At 63.6% G+C, this 17,678-nt stretch carries 18 protein-coding genes; 12 read left to right on the top strand and 6 right to left on the bottom strand.

What is annotated here, in order from left to right; translation table 11 throughout:
• Positions 1-57 precede the first annotated feature (57 nt).
• Positions 58-984, top strand: a complete 927-nt coding sequence (locus tag CAG44_RS01415) for an alpha/beta hydrolase (protein ID WP_085691455.1) — start codon at positions 58-60, stop codon at positions 982-984.
• On the opposite strand, the gene CAG44_RS01410 is transcribed toward CAG44_RS01415, so the two are convergent.
• Positions 985-1,737, bottom strand: a complete 753-nt coding sequence (locus CAG44_RS01410) for a DUF2059 domain-containing protein (protein WP_003258544.1) — start codon at positions 1,735-1,737, stop codon at positions 985-987. It abuts the gene before it with no gap.
• A 113-nt stretch (positions 1,738-1,850) separates the two neighbouring features.
• Between CAG44_RS01410 and CAG44_RS01405 the strand changes: the two genes are divergently transcribed.
• Together CAG44_RS01405 and CAG44_RS01400 are read left to right on the top strand one after the other, a co-directional pair.
• A complete protein-coding gene (locus CAG44_RS01405; RefSeq protein ID WP_084785356.1) occupies positions 1,851-2,483 on the top strand; it encodes a 2OG-Fe(II) oxygenase in 633 nt (210 codons plus the stop codon).
• Entirely contained in the window at positions 2,470-2,973 is a 504-nt protein-coding gene (locus CAG44_RS01400) for a DUF523 domain-containing protein (protein WP_085691454.1), read from the top strand. The genes CAG44_RS01405 and CAG44_RS01400 overlap by 14 nt, the downstream gene beginning before the upstream one ends.
• 122 nt (positions 2,974-3,095) lie before the next feature.
• On the opposite strand, the gene CAG44_RS01395 is transcribed toward CAG44_RS01400, so the two are convergent.
• Positions 3,096-3,584: an ABC transporter substrate-binding protein gene (locus CAG44_RS01395; protein WP_085592439.1), complete on the bottom strand. Its 489-nt coding sequence runs from the start codon at positions 3,582-3,584 to the stop codon at positions 3,096-3,098.
• Positions 3,585-3,807: 223 nt separating this feature from the next.
• Between CAG44_RS01395 and CAG44_RS01390 the strand changes: the two genes are divergently transcribed.
• The gene (locus tag CAG44_RS01390; RefSeq protein WP_025341008.1) at positions 3,808-4,284 is read left to right on the top strand and encodes a DUF4399 domain-containing protein; all 477 of its coding nucleotides are present in this window, start codon (positions 3,808-3,810) and stop codon (positions 4,282-4,284) included.
• A 167-nt stretch (positions 4,285-4,451) separates the two neighbouring features.
• Here the strand turns inward: CAG44_RS01390 and serA are convergent, their stop codons facing one another.
• Positions 4,452-5,681, bottom strand: coding sequence for a phosphoglycerate dehydrogenase (gene serA / locus CAG44_RS01385; RefSeq protein WP_003258542.1), 1,230 nt, complete (start codon positions 5,679-5,681; stop codon positions 4,452-4,454).
• Positions 5,682-5,851: 170 nt separating this feature from the next.
• On the opposite strand from serA, the gene CAG44_RS01380 reads away from it, so the two are divergent.
• The 4 genes from CAG44_RS01380 to CAG44_RS01365 all read left to right on the top strand — a co-directional run bounded on the left by CAG44_RS01380 (position 5,852) and on the right by CAG44_RS01365 (position 10,038).
• On the top strand, positions 5,852-7,249 hold the full coding sequence (locus CAG44_RS01380) for an FAD-binding oxidoreductase (protein WP_085592443.1): 1,398 nt from the start codon (positions 5,852-5,854) through the stop codon (positions 7,247-7,249).
• A gap of 25 nt (positions 7,250-7,274) precedes the next feature.
• The gene (locus CAG44_RS01375; protein WP_019472496.1) at positions 7,275-7,940 is read left to right on the top strand and encodes a fumarylacetoacetate hydrolase family protein; all 666 of its coding nucleotides are present in this window, start codon (positions 7,275-7,277) and stop codon (positions 7,938-7,940) included.
• A gap of 184 nt (positions 7,941-8,124) precedes the next feature.
• Positions 8,125-9,045, top strand: coding sequence for an SdiA-regulated domain-containing protein (locus tag CAG44_RS01370; RefSeq protein ID WP_085691453.1), 921 nt, complete (start codon positions 8,125-8,127; stop codon positions 9,043-9,045).
• A 90-nt stretch (positions 9,046-9,135) separates the two neighbouring features.
• On the top strand, positions 9,136-10,038 hold the full coding sequence (locus tag CAG44_RS01365; protein WP_085664327.1) for an SdiA-regulated domain-containing protein: 903 nt from the start codon (positions 9,136-9,138) through the stop codon (positions 10,036-10,038).
• 104 nt (positions 10,039-10,142) lie between these two features.
• Here CAG44_RS01365 and rpiA read toward each other — a convergent pair whose 3' ends face one another.
• The gene (rpiA, locus tag CAG44_RS01360) at positions 10,143-10,817 is read right to left on the bottom strand and encodes a ribose-5-phosphate isomerase RpiA (RefSeq protein WP_085691452.1); all 675 of its coding nucleotides are present in this window, start codon (positions 10,815-10,817) and stop codon (positions 10,143-10,145) included.
• Positions 10,818-10,951: 134 nt separating this feature from the next.
• Here rpiA and ilvA point away from each other — a divergent pair, with 134 nt between their 5' ends.
• Together ilvA and CAG44_RS01350 are read left to right on the top strand one after the other, a co-directional pair.
• Positions 10,952-12,466 (top strand): threonine ammonia-lyase, biosynthetic, encoded by a 1,515-nt coding sequence (ilvA, locus tag CAG44_RS01355; RefSeq protein WP_013974671.1) that lies wholly within the window; start codon positions 10,952-10,954, stop codon positions 12,464-12,466.
• Between the two features lie 148 nt (positions 12,467-12,614).
• Positions 12,615-13,040 (top strand): DUF2269 domain-containing protein, encoded by a 426-nt coding sequence (locus tag CAG44_RS01350; protein WP_015272187.1) that lies wholly within the window; start codon positions 12,615-12,617, stop codon positions 13,038-13,040.
• Between the two features lie 130 nt (positions 13,041-13,170).
• Here the strand turns inward: CAG44_RS01350 and CAG44_RS01345 are convergent, their stop codons facing one another.
• Positions 13,171-13,827 (bottom strand): HAD family phosphatase, encoded by a 657-nt coding sequence (locus tag CAG44_RS01345; RefSeq protein WP_085691451.1) that lies wholly within the window; start codon positions 13,825-13,827, stop codon positions 13,171-13,173.
• A 141-nt stretch (positions 13,828-13,968) separates the two neighbouring features.
• Between CAG44_RS01345 and CAG44_RS01340 the strand changes: the two genes are divergently transcribed.
• Both CAG44_RS01340 and ptsP read left to right on the top strand, forming a co-directional pair.
• Positions 13,969-14,448: an RNA pyrophosphohydrolase gene (locus CAG44_RS01340; protein ID WP_003249017.1), complete on the top strand. Its 480-nt coding sequence runs from the start codon at positions 13,969-13,971 to the stop codon at positions 14,446-14,448.
• Between the two features lie 22 nt (positions 14,449-14,470).
• On the top strand, positions 14,471-16,750 hold the full coding sequence (gene ptsP / locus CAG44_RS01335; protein WP_085691450.1) for a phosphoenolpyruvate--protein phosphotransferase: 2,280 nt from the start codon (positions 14,471-14,473) through the stop codon (positions 16,748-16,750).
• 133 nt (positions 16,751-16,883) lie between these two features.
• Here ptsP and CAG44_RS01330 read toward each other — a convergent pair whose 3' ends face one another.
• Positions 16,884-17,630, bottom strand: a complete 747-nt coding sequence (locus CAG44_RS01330) for an NRDE family protein (RefSeq protein ID WP_085691449.1) — start codon at positions 17,628-17,630, stop codon at positions 16,884-16,886.
• Positions 17,631-17,678: the final 48 nt, after the last annotated feature.

The following is a 17,678-nucleotide window of genomic DNA, read 5'->3' as shown; positions in this document are numbered from 1 at the left end:
ACGCCAGCCAGAGCTGAATATCCCAGATCAATACTTGCTTCACTGTGGATGTACCCGATGCCCGCTGCCTTTGACCCCGACCTCCTGCGCACCAGCCTGGCGCCGTTGACCGCTCGCCAGCCGTTGTCGGCGCAGGCGCAGGACTACCAGCGCTTCTATGGCCTGAACCTGTCGGCCCGCAGCTGGCTGGGCGGCTTCCAGGCCGCAGGCTTCGAGCTGGTCGGGCAGGCCTGGCTACCCGAGCAGCCGAGCGCGACGCTGTTCCTGCTGCATGGCTATTACGACCATATGGGCCTCTACCGGCATGTGATCGATTGGGCGCTCAAACAGAATTTCGCCGTGATCAGTTGCGACCTGCCCGGCCATGGCCTGTCCAGCGGCGAGCGGGCCAGCATCAGTGATTTCGCGGTTTACCAGCAAGTGCTGGAGGCTTTGTTCGAACAGGCGCGCACGCTGCAACTGCCGCGCCCCTGGCACCTGTGCGGGCAAAGCACCGGTGGCGCCATCGCCGTGGACCACCTGTTGTACCAGGGCGCGCGCAGCCCCATCGATGGCCAGGTCATCCTGTTGGCACCGCTGGTGCGGCCCTGTGCCTGGCGCTGGTCGAAGCTGAGCTATCGCGTGTTGCGTCACTTCGTGAATGGCATCGAGCGGCGCTTCAGCGAGAACACCAATGACCCGACCTTCCTGCCGTTCCTCGAAGCCGACCCGCTGCAACCGCGCCGTCTGCCAACGGCCTGGGTGGGCGCCTTGATTGCCTGGGTCAAACGCATCGAGGCCGCGCCGTGCAGCACGCGGCGGCCGTTGATCGTGCAAGGAGAGGCGGATGGCACAGTGGACTGGCCATACAACCTCGAAGTGCTCAAGGCCAAGTTCGCCGAACCGCAGATTCTGATGCTGCCCGAGGCCCGTCACCACCTGGCCAACGAGCTGCCGGGCATTCGCCAGCGCTACTTCGACTTCATCGATCAGCGCCTGGGCTGATCACTTCAGGTCGCTGCTGCTCTGGCCAACCGCCAGGCCTGCGCGAACTGCGGCCAGGGCGGCCTGGTAGTAAGCCTTGCCGTCTGGCGACTCGGCAAAGGTGGCGAACTCTTCCAGCTCGGCATCGGACAGGTCGCGATAGACATACAGCAGGGTGTTGTTGAGGTCTTCGCCGATCTGGCCCATCAGGCGCTGGCGCTGGCCGTCGAGCAGGTTCTGGGCCTGACCGCCGCCGAACAGGCCGGGGATCATCGAGCTGAGGCTGTCGGCCGCCACGCCGGCGATGGCCAGGCTCACTTCGGCGCCGGCTTCGCGCGCCGGCAGGGCCTGGGCCAGGTGGCCGATTATCAGCAGGCGGTCATCGCTGGCCTGGATCTTCGGCAAGCCCTTGGCATTCCTGGCCAGTTCGTCCTTGCGGGTGGCCTTGAGCTCCGCAGCCACCACCTTGCGCCCCAGCGGCGACCGGAAGAAGGCCAGCGCCGGTGCCGGGTTGGCCAGGGTTGCGCGCAGCTGCGCCTGGGCGCGACGGTCCACCGCCTGGGCCTGGAAGCGCTGGTTGCTGTTGTTTACCAGCGCCTGGTACACGGCGGGTGGCAAACTGTTGCGGTAGCGTTCCTGGGCGGCGGTCAGGGCATCATTGAAATGGGCGCGCTGGTCGGGCCAGCCGGCAGCCTTGTACAGTTGATCCAGGTTGTCTGCCCAGACAGGCACGGTGCAGATCATCAGCAGAATCAGGGAAAACAGACGGCGCATTCAGGACTCCTGTCGGCAGGTGGCTATTGTCCGTGGCCGGGCGCCGGTTTGTCGAGATATCCGCGTGCTTCTCGGCCAAGTGGCGCTGTGCGCCGGCATGGCTAATGGATATGATGCGCGCCATGCACATCTCCCCTGAACACCCGATGCTTGCGGCCGTCGTCGACGATCTGGTCACCCATGGCTGGTCCCAGCAGGCGCTTTTTCTGCCTGCCGACCTGGTGCGCGCGCTCGCGGCCGAGTGCCGGCGCCGTGATGCCGAAGGCGAACTCAACCCTGCAGGGGTTGGGCGCGGTGCTGCCCAGGAGGTGCGCGAGGCCATTCGCGGCGACCAGATCCAGTGGATCGACCCTGGCCAGGCCGAGGCCTGCGACCAGTACCTGAGCGCCATGGACCAGCTGCGCCAGGCCATCAACCAGGGCCTGTTCCTCGGCCTGGAAGACTTCGAGTGCCATTTTGCCCTGTACCCGCCGGGGGCGTTCTATCGCCGGCACCTGGACCGCTTCCGCGACGATGACCGGCGCATGGTGTCGGCAGTCCTGTACCTGAATGAAGGCTGGCAGCCGCAGGACGGTGGCCAGTTGCGCATGTTCCTGGCGGACGGTGTCGAGCATGATGTCGAGCCGGTGGCGGGCTGCCTGGTGGTGTTCCTGTCGGGCGAGGTGCCCCATGAGGTGCTGCCGGCAGGGCGTGAGCGGCTTTCGTTGACCGGCTGGTTCCGGCGCCGTGGCAATGACCCCTTCTGACCTGCCCAAGGTGCTGGTCAGCGCTTGCCTGCTGGGGCAGCCGGTGCGCTATGACGGCCGCGCCAGTGGCCACCCCGACCTGTTGCAGCGCTGGCAGGCCGAAGGGCGCGTGGTGCCGTTGTGCCCGGAAGTGGCGGGTGGCTTGCCGACCCCACGGCCGCCTGCAGAGATACCGGGCGGGCAGGGTGGGGAGGTGCTCGACGGTGGCGCGCAGGTGCTGACGGTGACGGGCGAGGATGTCAGCGCCGAGTTCCTGGCCGGGGCGCAGCGGGCGCTGGAGCTGGTGCACCGGTATGGCATTCGTGTGGCCGTGCTGAAGGCTGGAAGCCCTTCGTGTGGCAACCGGTTGACCTATGACGGCACGTTCAGTGGTGTGAAGGTGGCCGGAGAAGGGGTGACCACGGCATTGCTGCGGCGGGCGGGGGTGCTGGTGTTCAGCGAGCTGGAGCTGGCCGAGGCACAGCAGGCTCTGATTGAGTTTTCTGCTTGAACCTGTACTGGCCTCTTCGCGGGCTCGCCCGCTCCCACAGGGATAGCACCCGCTCCCGGGCCTGTGATTAACCTGTGGGAGCGGGCGTGCCCGCGAAGAGGCCAGTACAGGCAATAAAGCGCTTACTGCCCGGACGCAGTCTCAGGCACACCCTTGAACCACTTCTGCTCAAGCTCGGCAGTCCGCCCGCTGTCCTTGAGCCGCTGCAGTGCATTGTTCACCGCGCTCTCGAACGCCGGGTTGTCCTTCTGGAACGGGATCACCAGCTGCTTCTCGCCAAACGGCAGGCTCACATCGAGCTGGCCGTCACCTTTGGGCGATTCGCTCGACGGGGTCAGTGCGATGTCGTACTTGCCACTCTCGACACCGGGCAGTACCTCTGCCGCAGGGGCTTCGATGAACTCGGCGCGCAGGTCCAGTTCCTTGGCCAGGTCCTGGCCAAACTCGATCTCGAAACCGGTCAGGTGGTCATTTTCCTTGAATGCGTACGGCGAGTTGTCGGCCTGTACGGCAATGCGCAGTTCGCCCCGGTCGGCAATTTCGTCTATCAGCTCGGCCTGAGCCAATGGCGTGATCAGTACCGCCAGCATTACTCCGATGATCGAACGCATTAAAGCCCCTTTCTCTTTGGCAGATGAATAACCTTCGCCACGGCTTTCTTCCTCGCCGTGGTCGAGCGCAGCCTATGACCTTGAAGCCTCGGCATTGTTTAACCCGGATTGAAATATTTCTGCCTGACGATGTGAACATCTGGGCAAACATATCAACTAAGGTGAACCACCGCCGCCACTGGAATACTGGCGGCGGTCAATAAGTGAATCACAGGAGAAGTGAATGAACAGCCTATTTTCGCGTGCTGCCGTTGCTGGTCTGTTGATGGGAGCGTCAATGTTCGCCAGTGCCGCAGATGCCCTGAAGAGCCAGGAGCCGCCCAAGGATGCCAAGGTCTTCATCGTTTCCCCCGCCGATGGCGCCACGGTCGACAAGACCTTCACCGTCAAGTTCGGCATCGAGGGCATGGCGCTCAAGCCTGCGGGCGACAGCACCCCGCACACAGGGCACCACCACCTGCTGGTGGACGTGGATAAAGAGCCGGTGGCCGACATGGCGCTGCCATCCAGCCTGATGCCACAGGCCGGCACCGCATTGCCGGATGGCCCGCAAGTGCTGCACTTCGGCAAGGCGCAGACCGAAACCAGCATTACCCTGACCCCGGGCAAGCACACCCTGCAGCTGGTGCTGGGTGACCAGTATCACGTGCCGTTCAAGCCGAGCGTCGTGTCGCAGAAGATTACTGTCGACGTGAAATAGGTGTCGGGTTCTTCGCGGGCTCGCCCGCTCCCACATGATCACCACTGGCTTCAAGGCTGGTGTGGACCCTGTGGGAGCGGGCAAGCCCGCGAAGCAAGCGACACCAATGTCACAGGCAAAAAAAAGGGAGGCCACCGGGGCCTCCCTTTTTCATGCCGCCAGCGAACTTAGAACAGGACGCGGGAACGGATGGTGCCCTTGACCTGTTGCAGCTTCTCTTGCGCCAGGTCGGAGTACTCGGCGTCAACGTCGATCACCACGTAACCGACTTTCTCGTTGGTCTGCAGGAACTGACCGGAGATGTTGATGCCGTTCTCGGCGAAGACCTTGTTGATCTCGCTGAGCACGCCAGGGATGTTTTCGTGGATGTGCAGCAGGCGGTGCTTGCCTGGGTGCGCCGGCAGGGCAACTTCCGGGAAGTTGACCGAGGATACCGAGGTACCGTTGTCGCTGTACTTGACCAGTTTCTCGGCCACTTCCAGGCCGATGTTGGCCTGGGCTTCGGCAGTGGAACCACCGATGTGCGGGGTCAGGATCACGTTGTCCAGGCCACGCAGCGGGCTTTCGAACTGCTCGTCGTTGGAGCGCGGCTCCACCGGGAACACGTCGATGGCGGCGCCGATCAGGTGCTGGTCCTTGATGGCGGCGGCCAGGTGGTCCAGCTCGACCACGGTGCCGCGTGCGGCGTTGATCAGGATCGCGCCCTTCTTCATCGCGCGGATTTCCTTCTCGCCGATCATCCACTGGGTGGATGGCAGCTCAGGCACGTGCAGCGAAACGATGTCGGCCAGGCCCAGCAGCTCGTGCAGGCTGGTGACCTGCACGGCGTTGCCCAGTGGCAGCTTGGTCAGCGGGTCGTAGAAATACACCTGCATGCCCATGTTCTCGGCCAGGACCGACAGCTGGGTGCCGATCGAGCCGTAACCGACGATACCCAGCTTCTTGCCGCGGATTTCGAAGGAGTTGGCCGCGCTCTTGATCCAGCCGCCACGGTGGCAGGAAGCGTTCTTCTCGGGGATGCCGCGCAGCAGCAGGATGGCTTCGGCCAGTACCAGTTCGGCTACCGAACGGGTGTTGGAGTATGGCGCGTTGAACACGGCGATACCGCGCTCGCGGGCAGCTTCCAGGTCGACCTGGTTGGTGCCGATGCAGAAGCAGCCAACGGCGACCAGTTTCTTGGCGCAGTCGAAGATCTCTTCGGTCAGCTGGGTGCGCGAACGGATGCCGATGAAGTGGGCGTCGGCGATCTTTTCCTTCAGCTCGGCTTCCGGCAGCGAACCAGTGAGGTATTCGATGTTGGTGTAGCCGGCGGCCTTGAGGGTATCGACCGCGTTCTGGTGCACACCTTCAAGAAGAAGGAACCGGATCTTGCTCTTGTCGAGAGAAGTCTTGCTCATCTGCGTAAACCTGTATCCCGGAGAAAAAATGGCGAGGGTGATGCCAGGCGCAAAGGCAGCCTTAGCATGAACAGCGGGAGGGCTATGCTAGCATACGCGACACAATCTGAGCTTATCCCGACAGGTGAAGAGTGCTCAGGGTGACTATGAATAAGTCGAGAGTTCCAGCGATGACCCACCCCGCTGTTATTGATGAACTGATGACCCTTGTCGACCCTGGCAAGGTCCTGACCGACGCAGCTTCCCTGGAAGCCTATGGCAAGGACTGGACCAAGCATTACCCACCGGCGCCCAGCGCCATCGTCTTCCCCAAGACGGTGGAGCAGGTGCAGGCGATCGTGCGCTGGGCCAATACGCACAAGGTGGCGCTGGTGCCGTCGGGCGGGCGTACCGGGCTTTCCGCAGGCGCCGTGGCGGCCAATGGCGAAGTGGTGGTCGCCTTCGATTACATGAACCAGATTCTCGGCTTCAATGCCTTCGACCGCACCGTAGTCTGCCAGCCAGGGGTGATTACCCGCCAGCTGCAGGCCTACGCCGAAGAACAGGGCCTGTATTACCCGGTGGACTTCGCCTCCAGCGGCTCCAGCCAGATTGGCGGCAATATCGGCACCAATGCCGGCGGGATCAAGGTGATTCGCTACGGCATGACCCGCAACTGGGTGGCCGGGCTGAAAGTGGTCACCGGCAAGGGTGAGCTGCTGGAGCTGAACAAGGACCTGATCAAGAACGCCACCGGCTACGACTTGCGCCAGCTGTTCATCGGTGCCGAAGGTACCCTGGGCTTCGTGGTCGAGGCCACCATGCGTCTGGACCGTGCGCCGCGCAACCTCACCGCGATGGTGCTGGGGACCCCGGATTTCGACTCGATCATGCCGGTGCTGCATGCCTTCCAGGGCAAGCTGGACCTGACCGCCTTCGAGTTCTTTTCCGACAAGGGCCTGGCCAAGATCCTGGCGCGTGGCGATGTGCCGGCGCCGTTCGAGACCGACTGCCCGTTCTATGCGCTGCTGGAATTCGAGGCCAGCACCGAGGAGGTGGCCAACGAAGCCCTGGCCACCTTCGAGCACTGCGTCGAGCAAGGCTGGGTGCTGGACGGGGTGATGAGCCAGAGCGAGACCCAGCTGAAAAACCTGTGGAAACTGCGCGAGTACCTGTCGGAAACCATCTCGCACTGGACCCCGTACAAGAACGACATTTCTGTCACGGTATCGAAAGTGCCAGCGTTCCTGCGCGATATCGACGCCATCGTGGCGGAACATTACCCTGATTACGAAGTGGTGTGGTACGGCCACATCGGCGACGGCAACCTGCACCTGAACATCCTCAAGCCCGAGCACATGAGCAAGGATGACTTCTTCGCTTCGTGCACCAAGGTCAACAAGTGGGTGTTCGATATCGTCAAGCGCTACAACGGCTCGATCTCGGCCGAGCACGGCGTGGGCATGACCAAGCGAGACTACCTGGGCTACAGCCGCTCGCCCGAAGAAATCGCCTGCATGAAGGCAATAAAGGCCGTGTTCGACCCTAACGGCATCATGAATCCGGGTAAGATCTTCGCACCTGAATAGAAAGCAGTATCCAGAGGAGTCGGCCATGAGTTACCAGCACCAGTACGTAGACGGCACACGCATTCACTTCCCGCTGGGCAAGGTGGTGTGCATCGGCCGTAACTATGCCGAGCATGCCAAGGAGCTGGACAACCCGATCCCCACCGAACCGCTGCTGTTCATCAAGCCGGGCAGCTGCGTGGTGCCGGCCGAGGGCGGCTTCAAGATCCCGGTCGAGCGTGGCTCGGTGCACTATGAGGCGGAAATTGCCGTGCTGCTGGGCAAGCCGCTGTCGACTCATCCGAGCGAGGAAGAGGTGCTGGACGCCATTTCCGGTTACGCCCCGGCGCTGGACCTCACCCTGCGCGATGTGCAGGCCAAGCTGAAAGAGAAGGGCCTGCCATGGGAGTTGGCCAAGTGCTTCGACGGCGCCTGCGTACTGCCGCCGTTCGTGTCGGCTGCCAGCTTCGAGGATGTGACCGACATCCCGGTGCGCCTGACCGTCAACGGCGAAGTTCGCCAGGACGGTAACAGCGCGATGATGCTGAACCCGATCGTGCCGATGATTCAGTACATGGCGGCACATTTTTCGCTGCAGGCGGGGGATGTGATCCTTACCGGCACCCCGGCGGGTGTGGGGCCGTTCAATGTCGGTGATGAGCTGGTGCTTGAGCTGCCGGGTGTGAGTCGCTTCGAAAGCCGGGTGCTCTGACTCGAAACCGCGTCGCCTTCTTCGCGGGCACGCCCGCTCCCACAGGGTTCTCCATAGGCCTGAAGCTTGTGATATATCCCTGTGGGAGCGGGCATGCCCGCGAAGAGGCCGGTCCTGTTTACCGATTTTTCACACCTGATCCGGATAATGCGCGAACCTACGCCCATTTCCCCAGGACCCCTGCATGCCATCTCCCTCCAGCGCCCCGACAACCCCCAAGCGTCGTTTCTTCCTGCGCTGGCCCTTCGGCCTGGCCGCGGCGGCGGTAATCGGCTATGGCGTGGCTGTGGCCATGCACTGGGATGACCGCGGCGCGCTGTGGGTCAAGGAAAGCTTCGAAAGCACCGCCGAGCGCAGCGAAAGCGTATGGCTGCCGGACTACCAGGTCGACATCGATGCCAAGCCGCTGCCGGGCATGGACGACGATGAAGCTTCGGATGTGGCCTTCAACCCGCGTACCCGCACCCTGTTCGCAGTCATGGGCAAGAACCCGATCCTGGTCGAACTGAGCCTGGATGGCGATGTACTGCGCAAGATCCCCCTCAACGGCTGGAACAACCCGGAAGGCGTCGCCGTGTTGGAAGACGGCTTCCTGGCAATCACCGATGAGCGCCTGCACGACCTGACCGTGGTCAAGGTGGATGCGCAGACCACCTCGTTGAACCATGATGATTTCCAGAGCCACGACCTGGGCCAGTCGGTGAAGAGCAACAAGGGCTTCGAGGCGGTGGCCTGGGACCCGCTGCGCCAGCGCCTGGTCATCGGCGAGGAGCGCCCGCCAAGGCTGTACACCTGGAACACCGATGGCCGCAGCCCGCTCACGGGCGAAAAGCAGCCGTTGCCCAACGATGAACTGGACCTGCGCAACCTCTCGGCACTGGGCGTCGACCCGCGTACCGGCCACCTGCTGGCGCTGTCGGCCGATTCCAACATGCTGCTGGAACTGGACGAGCAGGGTCAGCAAGTCAGCTTCATGACCTTGCTCGGCGGTTTCAACGGCCTGCAGGACACCATCCCGCGTGCCGAAGGGGTGGCCATGGACGACAAGGGCAACCTGTACATGGTCAGCGAGCCGGCCCTGTTCTATCGCTTCAGAAAGAACTGAGCCCAACATCCGACTTTTCGGATGCTGGCATTAAGCTTTACTTCAGTTGTTCATGGTTAGATTCGCCACCCCTATGTCGAGTCTGCCCTCATGCGCCGTTTTGTTCGCCTGTTCCTTGTATTGGCCGCCATCGGCCTGCTCCTGCTCGGCTTGGCCGGGCAGGAGTTCCGCCTGTTCGAGCGTGGCTGGTTCAACCTCAAGGCCTGGTGGCAGCCCGCCGAGCAGAGCATCGGCCTGGACCGCTACCGGGTGGTGGTGGAGGCGCAGCCGGTCGAAGGGCTGGATGACGACATATCGGCGCTGACCTACGACCCCGACCGCAAGACCCTGTTTACCGTCACCAATGCCCGCTCGGAGCTGATCGAGCTGTCGCTGGACGGCCGCATCCTGCGCCGGGTGCCGCTGACCGGCTTCGGCGACCCGGAAGCCGTGGAGTACGTCGGGCCCAACAGCTATGTGATCACCGACGAGCGCCAGCAGCGGCTGATTCGCGTGCGCCTGGAGGACGACACGATGTTCCTCGATGCCGGCGATGCCGAGCAGCTGACCCTGGGCATTGGCCTGAACGGCAACAAGGGTTTCGAGGGGCTGGCTTACGATTCGGCGGGCAAGCGCCTGTTCGTGGCCAAGGAGCGTGACCCAATGCTGATCTACGAAGTGCATGGCTTCCCGCACGACAATCCTGAGCAGCCCTATGCGGTGCATGTGGTGCAGGACCGCAAGCGCGATTCGCGGCTGTTCGTGCGGGACCTGTCGAGCTTGCAGTTCGATGAGCGCAGCGGGCACCTGCTGGCGCTGTCGGACGAGTCGCGGCTGGTGCTGGAGCTGGATGTGGAGGGCCGGCCGCTGAGTACCTTGTCGTTGCGCAAGGGGTTCCAGGGGTTGCAGGCGACGGTGCCACAGGCGGAGGGGATTGCGATGGATGAGGCAGGGACCATCTATCTGGTCAGTGAGCCGAACCTGTTCTATGTGTTCAAACAGCCAGCGGAGTGAGTGCCTGTGAGGGCCTATTCGCGGGCATGCCCGCTCCCACAGGTACGCCACAGGTTTCGGACCCTGTGCAATACCTGTGGGAGCGGGCGCGCCCGCGAAGAAGGTTACTCAGCCTTCAGGCTTTTCACGCCCTCAGAGGTACCCAGCAGCAGCAAATCCGCCGGACGCGCCGCGAACAGGCCGTTGGTCACCACGCCAACGATGGCGTTGATCTGTCCTTCCAGCTCCACCGGGTTGGTGATCTGCAGGTTGTGCACATCGAGGATCACGTTGCCGTTGTCGGTAATCACGCCCTCACGGTACACCGGGTCACCACCCAGCTTGACCAGCTGGCGCGCCACGTGGCTGCGGGCCATCGGGATCACTTCGACCGGTAGCGGGAAGGCGCCCAGCACCGGTACCAACTTGCTGGCGTCGGCGATGCAGATGAAGGTCTTGGCCACGGCGGCGACGATCTTCTCGCGGGTCAGGGCTGCGCCGCCGCCCTTGATCAGGTTCAGGTGCGCGTCGCTCTCGTCGGCGCCGTCCACGTAGAACTCCAGTTCGCTGACGCTGTTCAGCTCGTAGACCGGGATGCCATGGCCCTTCAGACGCTGGGCAGTGGCTTCGGAGCTGGCGACCGCGCCGTCGAAGGCGGTCTTGTGCTGAGCCAGGGCGTCGATGAAGAAGTTGGCGGTCGAACCGGTGCCGACGCCGACGACGCTCTTTTCATCCAGCTTGGGCAGAATGAAGTCGACAGCGGCCTGGGCGACGGCCTGTTTGAGTTGGTCCTGGGTCATGCGGGCTCCGAGAGGGGCAGGGCGGTTTTGAAAAGAGCCTAGTATAACGGCTCGGGCGGCTTTGCTGTGGTCGCCCGACGTAGCGCTGGGGTAGACTCCCAGCCCTTGTCCCGCGGCCCAGTGATGCATTCCCGATGCTCGAACAGTACGTCAAGAAGATCCTCACCTCGCGCGTCTACGACGTTGCGGTCGAAACCCCGCTGCAGAGCGCCGGGCAGCTGAGCAAGCGCCTGGGCAACCAGATTCTGCTCAAGCGCGAAGACCTGCAGCCGGTGTTCTCGTTCAAGATCCGCGGGGCCTACAACAAGCTGGCCCAACTGACCCCGGAAGAACTGGCCCGTGGCGTGGTCACCGCCTCGGCCGGCAACCACGCCCAGGGCCTGGCCCTGGCTGCGCGCGAGATGGGCATCAAGGCCACTATCGTGATGCCCAAGACCACCCCGGAAATCAAGGTCGAAGGCGTGCGTTCGCGGGGCGGCAAGGTGGTGCTGCATGGCGACTCGTTCCCCGAGGCGCTGGCCTATTCGCTGAAACTGGTCGATGAAAAGGGCTTCGTCTACGTGCACCCCTACGACGACCCGCACACCATCGCCGGGCAGGGCACCGTGGCCATGGAGATCCTGCGCCAGCACCCGGGCCAGCTGGACGCGATCTTCGTGCCGGTGGGTGGCGGTGGCCTGATCGCCGGCATTGCTGCCTACGTGAAGTACCTGCGCCCGGAAATCAAGGTGATTGGCGTCGAGCCGGACGACTCCAACTGCCTGCAGGCGGCCATGGCGGCCGGCGAGCGCGTGGTGCTGCCGCAGGTCGGGCTGTTCGCCGACGGCGTGGCGGTGGCTCAGATCGGCCAGCACACCTTCGATATCTGCCGTCATCATGTGGATGAAGTGGTCACCGTCAGTACCGACGAGATCTGCGCGGCTATCAAGGATATCTACGATGATACCCGCTCGATCACCGAACCTGCCGGCGCCTTGGGCGTGGCGGGCATCAAGAAGTACGTCGAGCTGTACGGCGTGACCGGGCAGACCCTGGTGGCCATCGACTCCGGTGCCAACGTCAACTTCGACCGCCTGCGCCATGTAGCCGAGCGTGCCGAACTGGGTGAAAAGCGCGAAGCGATCATCGCAGTGACCATCCCCGAACGCCCGGGCAGCTTCAAGGCCTTCTGCGAGGCTATCGGCAAGCGCCAGATCACCGAATTCAACTACCGCAAGCACACCTCCGACGAGGCGCATATCTTCGTCGGCGTGCAGACCCACCCGGAAAACGACCCGCGTGCGGCGCTGGTACAGCAACTGACCGAGCAGGGCTTCCCGGTTACCGACCTGACCGACAACGAGCTGGCCAAGCTGCATATTCGCCACATGGTCGGTGGCCATTCGGCCGGTGCCAGTGACGAGATGGTGCTGCGCTTCGAGTTCCCCGAGCGGCCGGGGGCGCTGTTCAACTTCCTCAACAAGCTGGGCGGGCGCTGGAACATCTCGATGTTCCATTACCGCAACCATGGCGCCGCTGACGGGCGCGTGGTGGCGGGGTTGCAGGTGCCGGAGGACGAGCGCCACCTGGTGCCGGCGGCGCTGGCGAAGATCGGCTACCCGTACTGGGACGAGACTGACAACCCGGCTTACAAGCTGTTCCTGGGCTGAGCGGCTAAGCTGGGGCTGATGGCCCTTTCGCGGGCTTGCCCGCTCCCACAGGTACTGCACAGGCTTCAGGGCCTGTGATATCCCTGTGGGAGCGGGCAAGCCCGCGAAGAAGCCTGCACAAAATGGCCTGCTTAAGGACAACCGAGACATGGAACACCTGACCACCCTCAAGACCCTGCACATCATCGCCACCGCGCTCCTGCTGCTGGGTGCTCTGGGCCTGGCGCTCTGGACCGTGCGCGCCCGCCGCCAGGGCGATGCCGAGGCCTACGCCAAGCTGCTGCGTCGGCCGCTGGTGTTCGTCTGGCTGGTGATGGGCCTGTGCCTGGTGAGCATGCCGTTCACCGGCTGGTGGCTGGTGCACCTGGTGGGCTGGCCGCTGGGGCAGACCTGGGTGCTGGCGTCCAGCGTCATCTATACGCTGGGCGCGTTTGCCGTGTGGTGGCTGCTGGTGCGGTTGAACCGGCTGCGCAAGGCCGAGGTGGTGGGGTTGCGCTTTACCTTGGCACTGGCGGTGTTCAGTGGGGTTTGCTTCCTGTCCATCGCCGGGCTGATGGGGGCCAAGCCAGTCTGACAGGCTTGTGCTGTATGTGCCGGCCTCTTCGCGGGCGCGCCCGCTCCCACAGGTACTGCGCAGCCCTCCAGGCTTGTGGTGATCCCTGTGGGAGCGGGCATGCCCGCGAAGAGGCCGGCACAGGAAAACCTCAATCCCGCAGCGAAACCACCGGCCACCCACGCATCTCGGCCTCCGCCCGCAGCTTCGGGTCGGGGTCCACCGCCACCGCATGCGCCACTCGCTGCAACAACGGCAAATCGTTCATCGAGTCGCTATAGAAATAGCTGTCCTCAAGATCGAAGCCGTTTTCCAGCATCCAGCGCTCCAGCCGCGTCACCTTGCCTTCACGGAAACACGGTATATCGGTACTACGCCCGGTATAGCGGCCATCACGCATCTCGCATTCGGTCGCCAGCAACACGCGAACCCCCAGGCGCCGGGCAATCGGTGCGGTGACGAAGCGGTTGGTGGCGGTGATGATCACCAGCTGGTCGCCGACCTCGCGGTGCTGCTGCAGCAAGCTCAGCGCCTTGGGCAGGATGATCGGCTCGATGCAGTCGCGCATGAAGTCGCGGTGCCATTCGTCGAGCTGGGCTAACGGTGTTGCCGCAAGGATTTCCATGGAAAAGGCCAGGTAGGCCTGCAGGTCCAGGGTGCCGTTCAGGTAGTCCTGGTAGAAGCCATCGTTGCGTTGCTTGTAGGCAACCGGGTCAAGGATGCCGCGCTGGCAAAGGTAGTCACCCCAGGCATGGTCGCTGTCGCCACCGAGGAGGGTATTGTCCAGGTCGAATAAAGCCAGGCGCATCGCGGTCACTCGCATAAGCCACAGGGTAGGCCCGCAGAATACGGAGTTTTCACGCTGCTGCACATAAGCTTGGCGGGCGCGTTGCTGCGCTCGCAAGCTTTGTGGAACAATGCGGTGACATGCGTTTGCGAGGTTGCTGCCGTGATCGACCCGGATGGTTTTCGCCCCAATGTCGGGATCATTCTCACGAATGATGCCGGGCAGGTGCTATGGGCTCGACGGATCAACCAGGATGCCTGGCAGTTTCCCCAGGGTGGCATCAACCCTGACGAGACGCCGGAAGATGCCCTGTACCGCGAGCTGAACGAAGAAGTTGGCCTTGAACGCGATGATGTGGAAATTCTTGCCTGCACCCGTGGCTGGTTGCGTTATCGTTTACCCCAGCGACTGGTGCGTACGCATAGCCAGCCGCTGTGCATCGGCCAGAAGCAGAAATGGTTCCTGCTGCGTCTGGTCAGCAACGAACAACGGGTGCGGATGGACCTGACCGGCAAGCCGGAATTCGACGGCTGGCGCTGGGTCAGCTATTGGTACCCGCTGGGCCAGGTTGTGACATTCAAGCGCGAGGTCTACCGACGCGCCCTGAAAGAGCTAGCACCGCGTCTGCTGACGCGCGACTGACGACGGAGTTCGACCCCGAGCCATGCTCAATACGCTGCGCAAGATCGTCCAGGAAGTAAACTCCGCCAAAGATCTCAAGTCGGCGTTGGGGATCATTGTCTTGCGTGTCAAGGAGGCCATGGGCAGCCAGGTCTGCTCGGTCTACCTGCTCGACCCGGAAACCAACCGCTTCGTGCTGATGGCCACCGAAGGCCTGAACAAGCGCTCCATCGGCAAGGTCAGCATGGCCCCCAACGAAGGCCTGGTCGGCCTGGTCGGTACCCGGGAAGAGCCGCTGAACCTGGAAAACGCTGCCGACCACCCGCGTTACCGCTACTTTGCCGAAACCGGCGAGGAAAAATTCGCCTCCTTCCTCGGTGCGCCGATCATCCACCACCGCCGGGTGGTCGGGGTATTGGTCATCCAGCAAAAGGAGCGCCGCCAGTTCGACGAGGGCGAAGAAGCCTTCCTTGTCACCATGAGCGCCCAGCTCGCAGGGGTTATCGCCCACGCCGAGGCTACTGGCTCGATCCGTGGCCTGGGCCGCCAGGGCAAGGGTATCCAGGAAGCGCGCTTCGTCGGCGTACCGGGCTCGCCTGGCGCCGCCGTGGGGCGCGCAGTGGTGATGCTGCCGCCAGCCGATCTGGAAGTGGTACCGGACAAGACCGTCGATGACATCGACGCCGAGCTGAAGCTGTTCCAGAACGCCCTCGAAGGTGTGCGCGACGATATGCGCAAGCTGTCGGCCAAGCTGGCCACCCAGCTGCGCCCGGAGGAGCGTGCACTGTTCGATGTGTACCTGATGATGCTCGAAGACGCGGCTCTGGGCGGTGAGGTGACCGAAGTCATCAAGACCGGCCAGTGGGCCCAGGGCGCACTGCGCCAGGTGGTGGGCGAGCACGTCAACCGCTTCGAGCTGATGGACGATGACTACCTGCGCGAGCGCGCCTCCGACGTCAAGGACCTGGGCCGGCGCCTGCTGGCCTACCTGCAGGAAGCCCGCGCGCAGTCGCTGGTGTATGCCGACAACACCATCCTGGTCAGTGAAGAGCTGACCCCGGCGATGCTCGGTGAAGTGCCGGAAGGCAAGCTGGTCGGCCTGGTCTCGGTACTGGGCTCGGGCAACTCCCACGTCGCCATCCTGGCTCGCGCCATGGGTATCCCCACGGTGATGGGCCTGGTCGACTTGCCTTATTCCAAGGTCGACGGCATCGAGATGATCGTCGACGGCTACAAGGGCGAGGTGTTCACCAACCCCAGCGAAGTGCTGCGCAAGCAGTACAGCGACGTGGTCGAGGAGGAGCGCCAGCTGGCCCAGGGCCTGGATGCCCTGCGCGAGCTGCCGTGCATTACCCCGGACGGCCACCGCATGCCGCTGTGGGTCAACACCGGCCTGCTCGCCGACGTGGCCCGTGCCCAGCAGCGTGGCGCCGAAGGGGTGGGGCTGTATCGCACCGAAGTGCCGTTCATGATCAACCAGCGCTTCCCCAGCGAGAAAGAGCAGTTGGCCATCTACCGCGAGCAGCTGGCGGCCTTCCACCCGCTGCCGGTGACCATGCGTACCCTCGACATCGGTGGCGACAAGTCGCTGTCGTACTTCCCGATCAAGGAAGAAAACCCGTTCCTCGGCTGGCGCGGCATTCGCGTCACCCTCGACCACCCGGAAATCTTCCTGGTGCAGACCCGCGCCATGCTCAAGGCCAGCGAGGGGCTGAACAACCTGCGCATTCTGCTGCCGATGATTTCCGGCATCCACGAGCTGGAAGAGGCGCTGCACCTGATCCACCGCGCCTGGGGCGAGGTGCGTGACGAAGGCACCGATGTGCCGATGCCACCGGTTGGCGTGATGGTGGAAATTCCTGCGGCGGTGTACCAGACCAAGGAGCTGGCGCGGCAGGTGGACTTCCTGTCGGTCGGTTCCAACGACCTGACCCAGTACCTGCTGGCGGTGGACCGCAACAACCCGCGGGTCGCCGACCTGTACGACTACCTGCACCCGGCGGTGTTGCAGGCGCTGAACACGGTGGTGCGCGACGCCCATGGCGAAGGCAAGCCGGTGAGTATCTGCGGTGAGATGGCCGGTGACCCGGCAGCGGCGATCCTGTTGATGGCCATGGGCTTCGACAGCCTGTCGATGAACGCCACCAACCTGCCGAAGGTGAAGTGGATGCTGCGCCAGGTGAATATGAGCAAGGCCAAGGAGCTGCTGGTGGAGGCCTTGAGCCATGACAACCCGCAGGTTATCCACAGCTCGCTGCAACTGGCCCTGAAAAACCTTGGGTTGGCGCGGATGATCGGGCCTGGGGCCAATAAAACCCTCTGAATGTGGGGTGCCTGTTCCGGCCTCTTCGCGGGTAAACCCGCTCCCACAGGTACAGCGCAGCCTTCAGATGCGGCGCAGTACCTGTGGGAGCGGGTTTACCCGCGAAGAGGCCGGAGCAAGCAACATCAAATTATCAGACCAGCAACTCAACTTCCCCCAAGTGCCCACCAAAGGGCCCGAAACTGCGCTCAATAAGCCGCCTTTTCCCCTGATCATCCACAATCAGCACCGTACTCGCCCGAGTCCCATAGTTCTGGCTGGCAATGAACACACTCGACAGCAGCTTCTCGGTCGCCAACCCCACGCCCGTCTCCGGCAACTCGCCCTCCGGCGCCGGTTCGGCATCGGCCAGCAACGCCAGCAAGCGCTGTGGTTCTGGCGTCTCCAGTAACCCTTCCAGCCCACTGCGCGCCTTCACCAGCTTCGGCCAAGGTGTATCCAACCCGGCATTGGAAAGCCCGTAAACCCCGGCCTCCAGCAAGCGCGGCGCCGCGTCCCGGGCATGCAGATAGCCCAGCTGCCGCCCATCGCCCACCAGCAGGTTGAACCCTGAATATTGCCTGCTGCGGCTGGCCACCTGGTCCAGATAGGCCTCGACTCCCAACTCCCCCTGCAGATACGCCGCCACCAGCTCGCCCCGCGAGCGCGGCCCCAAAGCCTGCGCCGGGTCGCGAATATTGGTCAGCGCCGCGAACCGCCCCTGCGGGCCGACGCCCAGCCAAGTGCCGCCGGCCTCCAGGTCGCGCCCGGCATATACCCCGGGTGCATCCTCCCAGGCCGCCAGGGCCTGGGTGGGGCGGGCATAGAACTCATCGCGGTTGGCCGCCACGATCAGCGGCAGGGCATGCCCCGGCCGCCAGGCGAATACGATCAGGCACATCGGTCGGGCCTCTGGTTTTTTTGCCACTGTACCCACAGCGGCGGGGAG

Origin of the sequence: Pseudomonas sp. B13(2017) (genome assembly GCF_002113245.1) — a bacterium.
Classification (GTDB): domain Bacteria; phylum Pseudomonadota; class Gammaproteobacteria; order Pseudomonadales; family Pseudomonadaceae; genus Aquipseudomonas; species Aquipseudomonas putida_Z.
The sequence above is the reverse complement of the archived record's forward strand: the minus strand, read 5'-3'. Positions and strand labels throughout refer to the sequence as shown.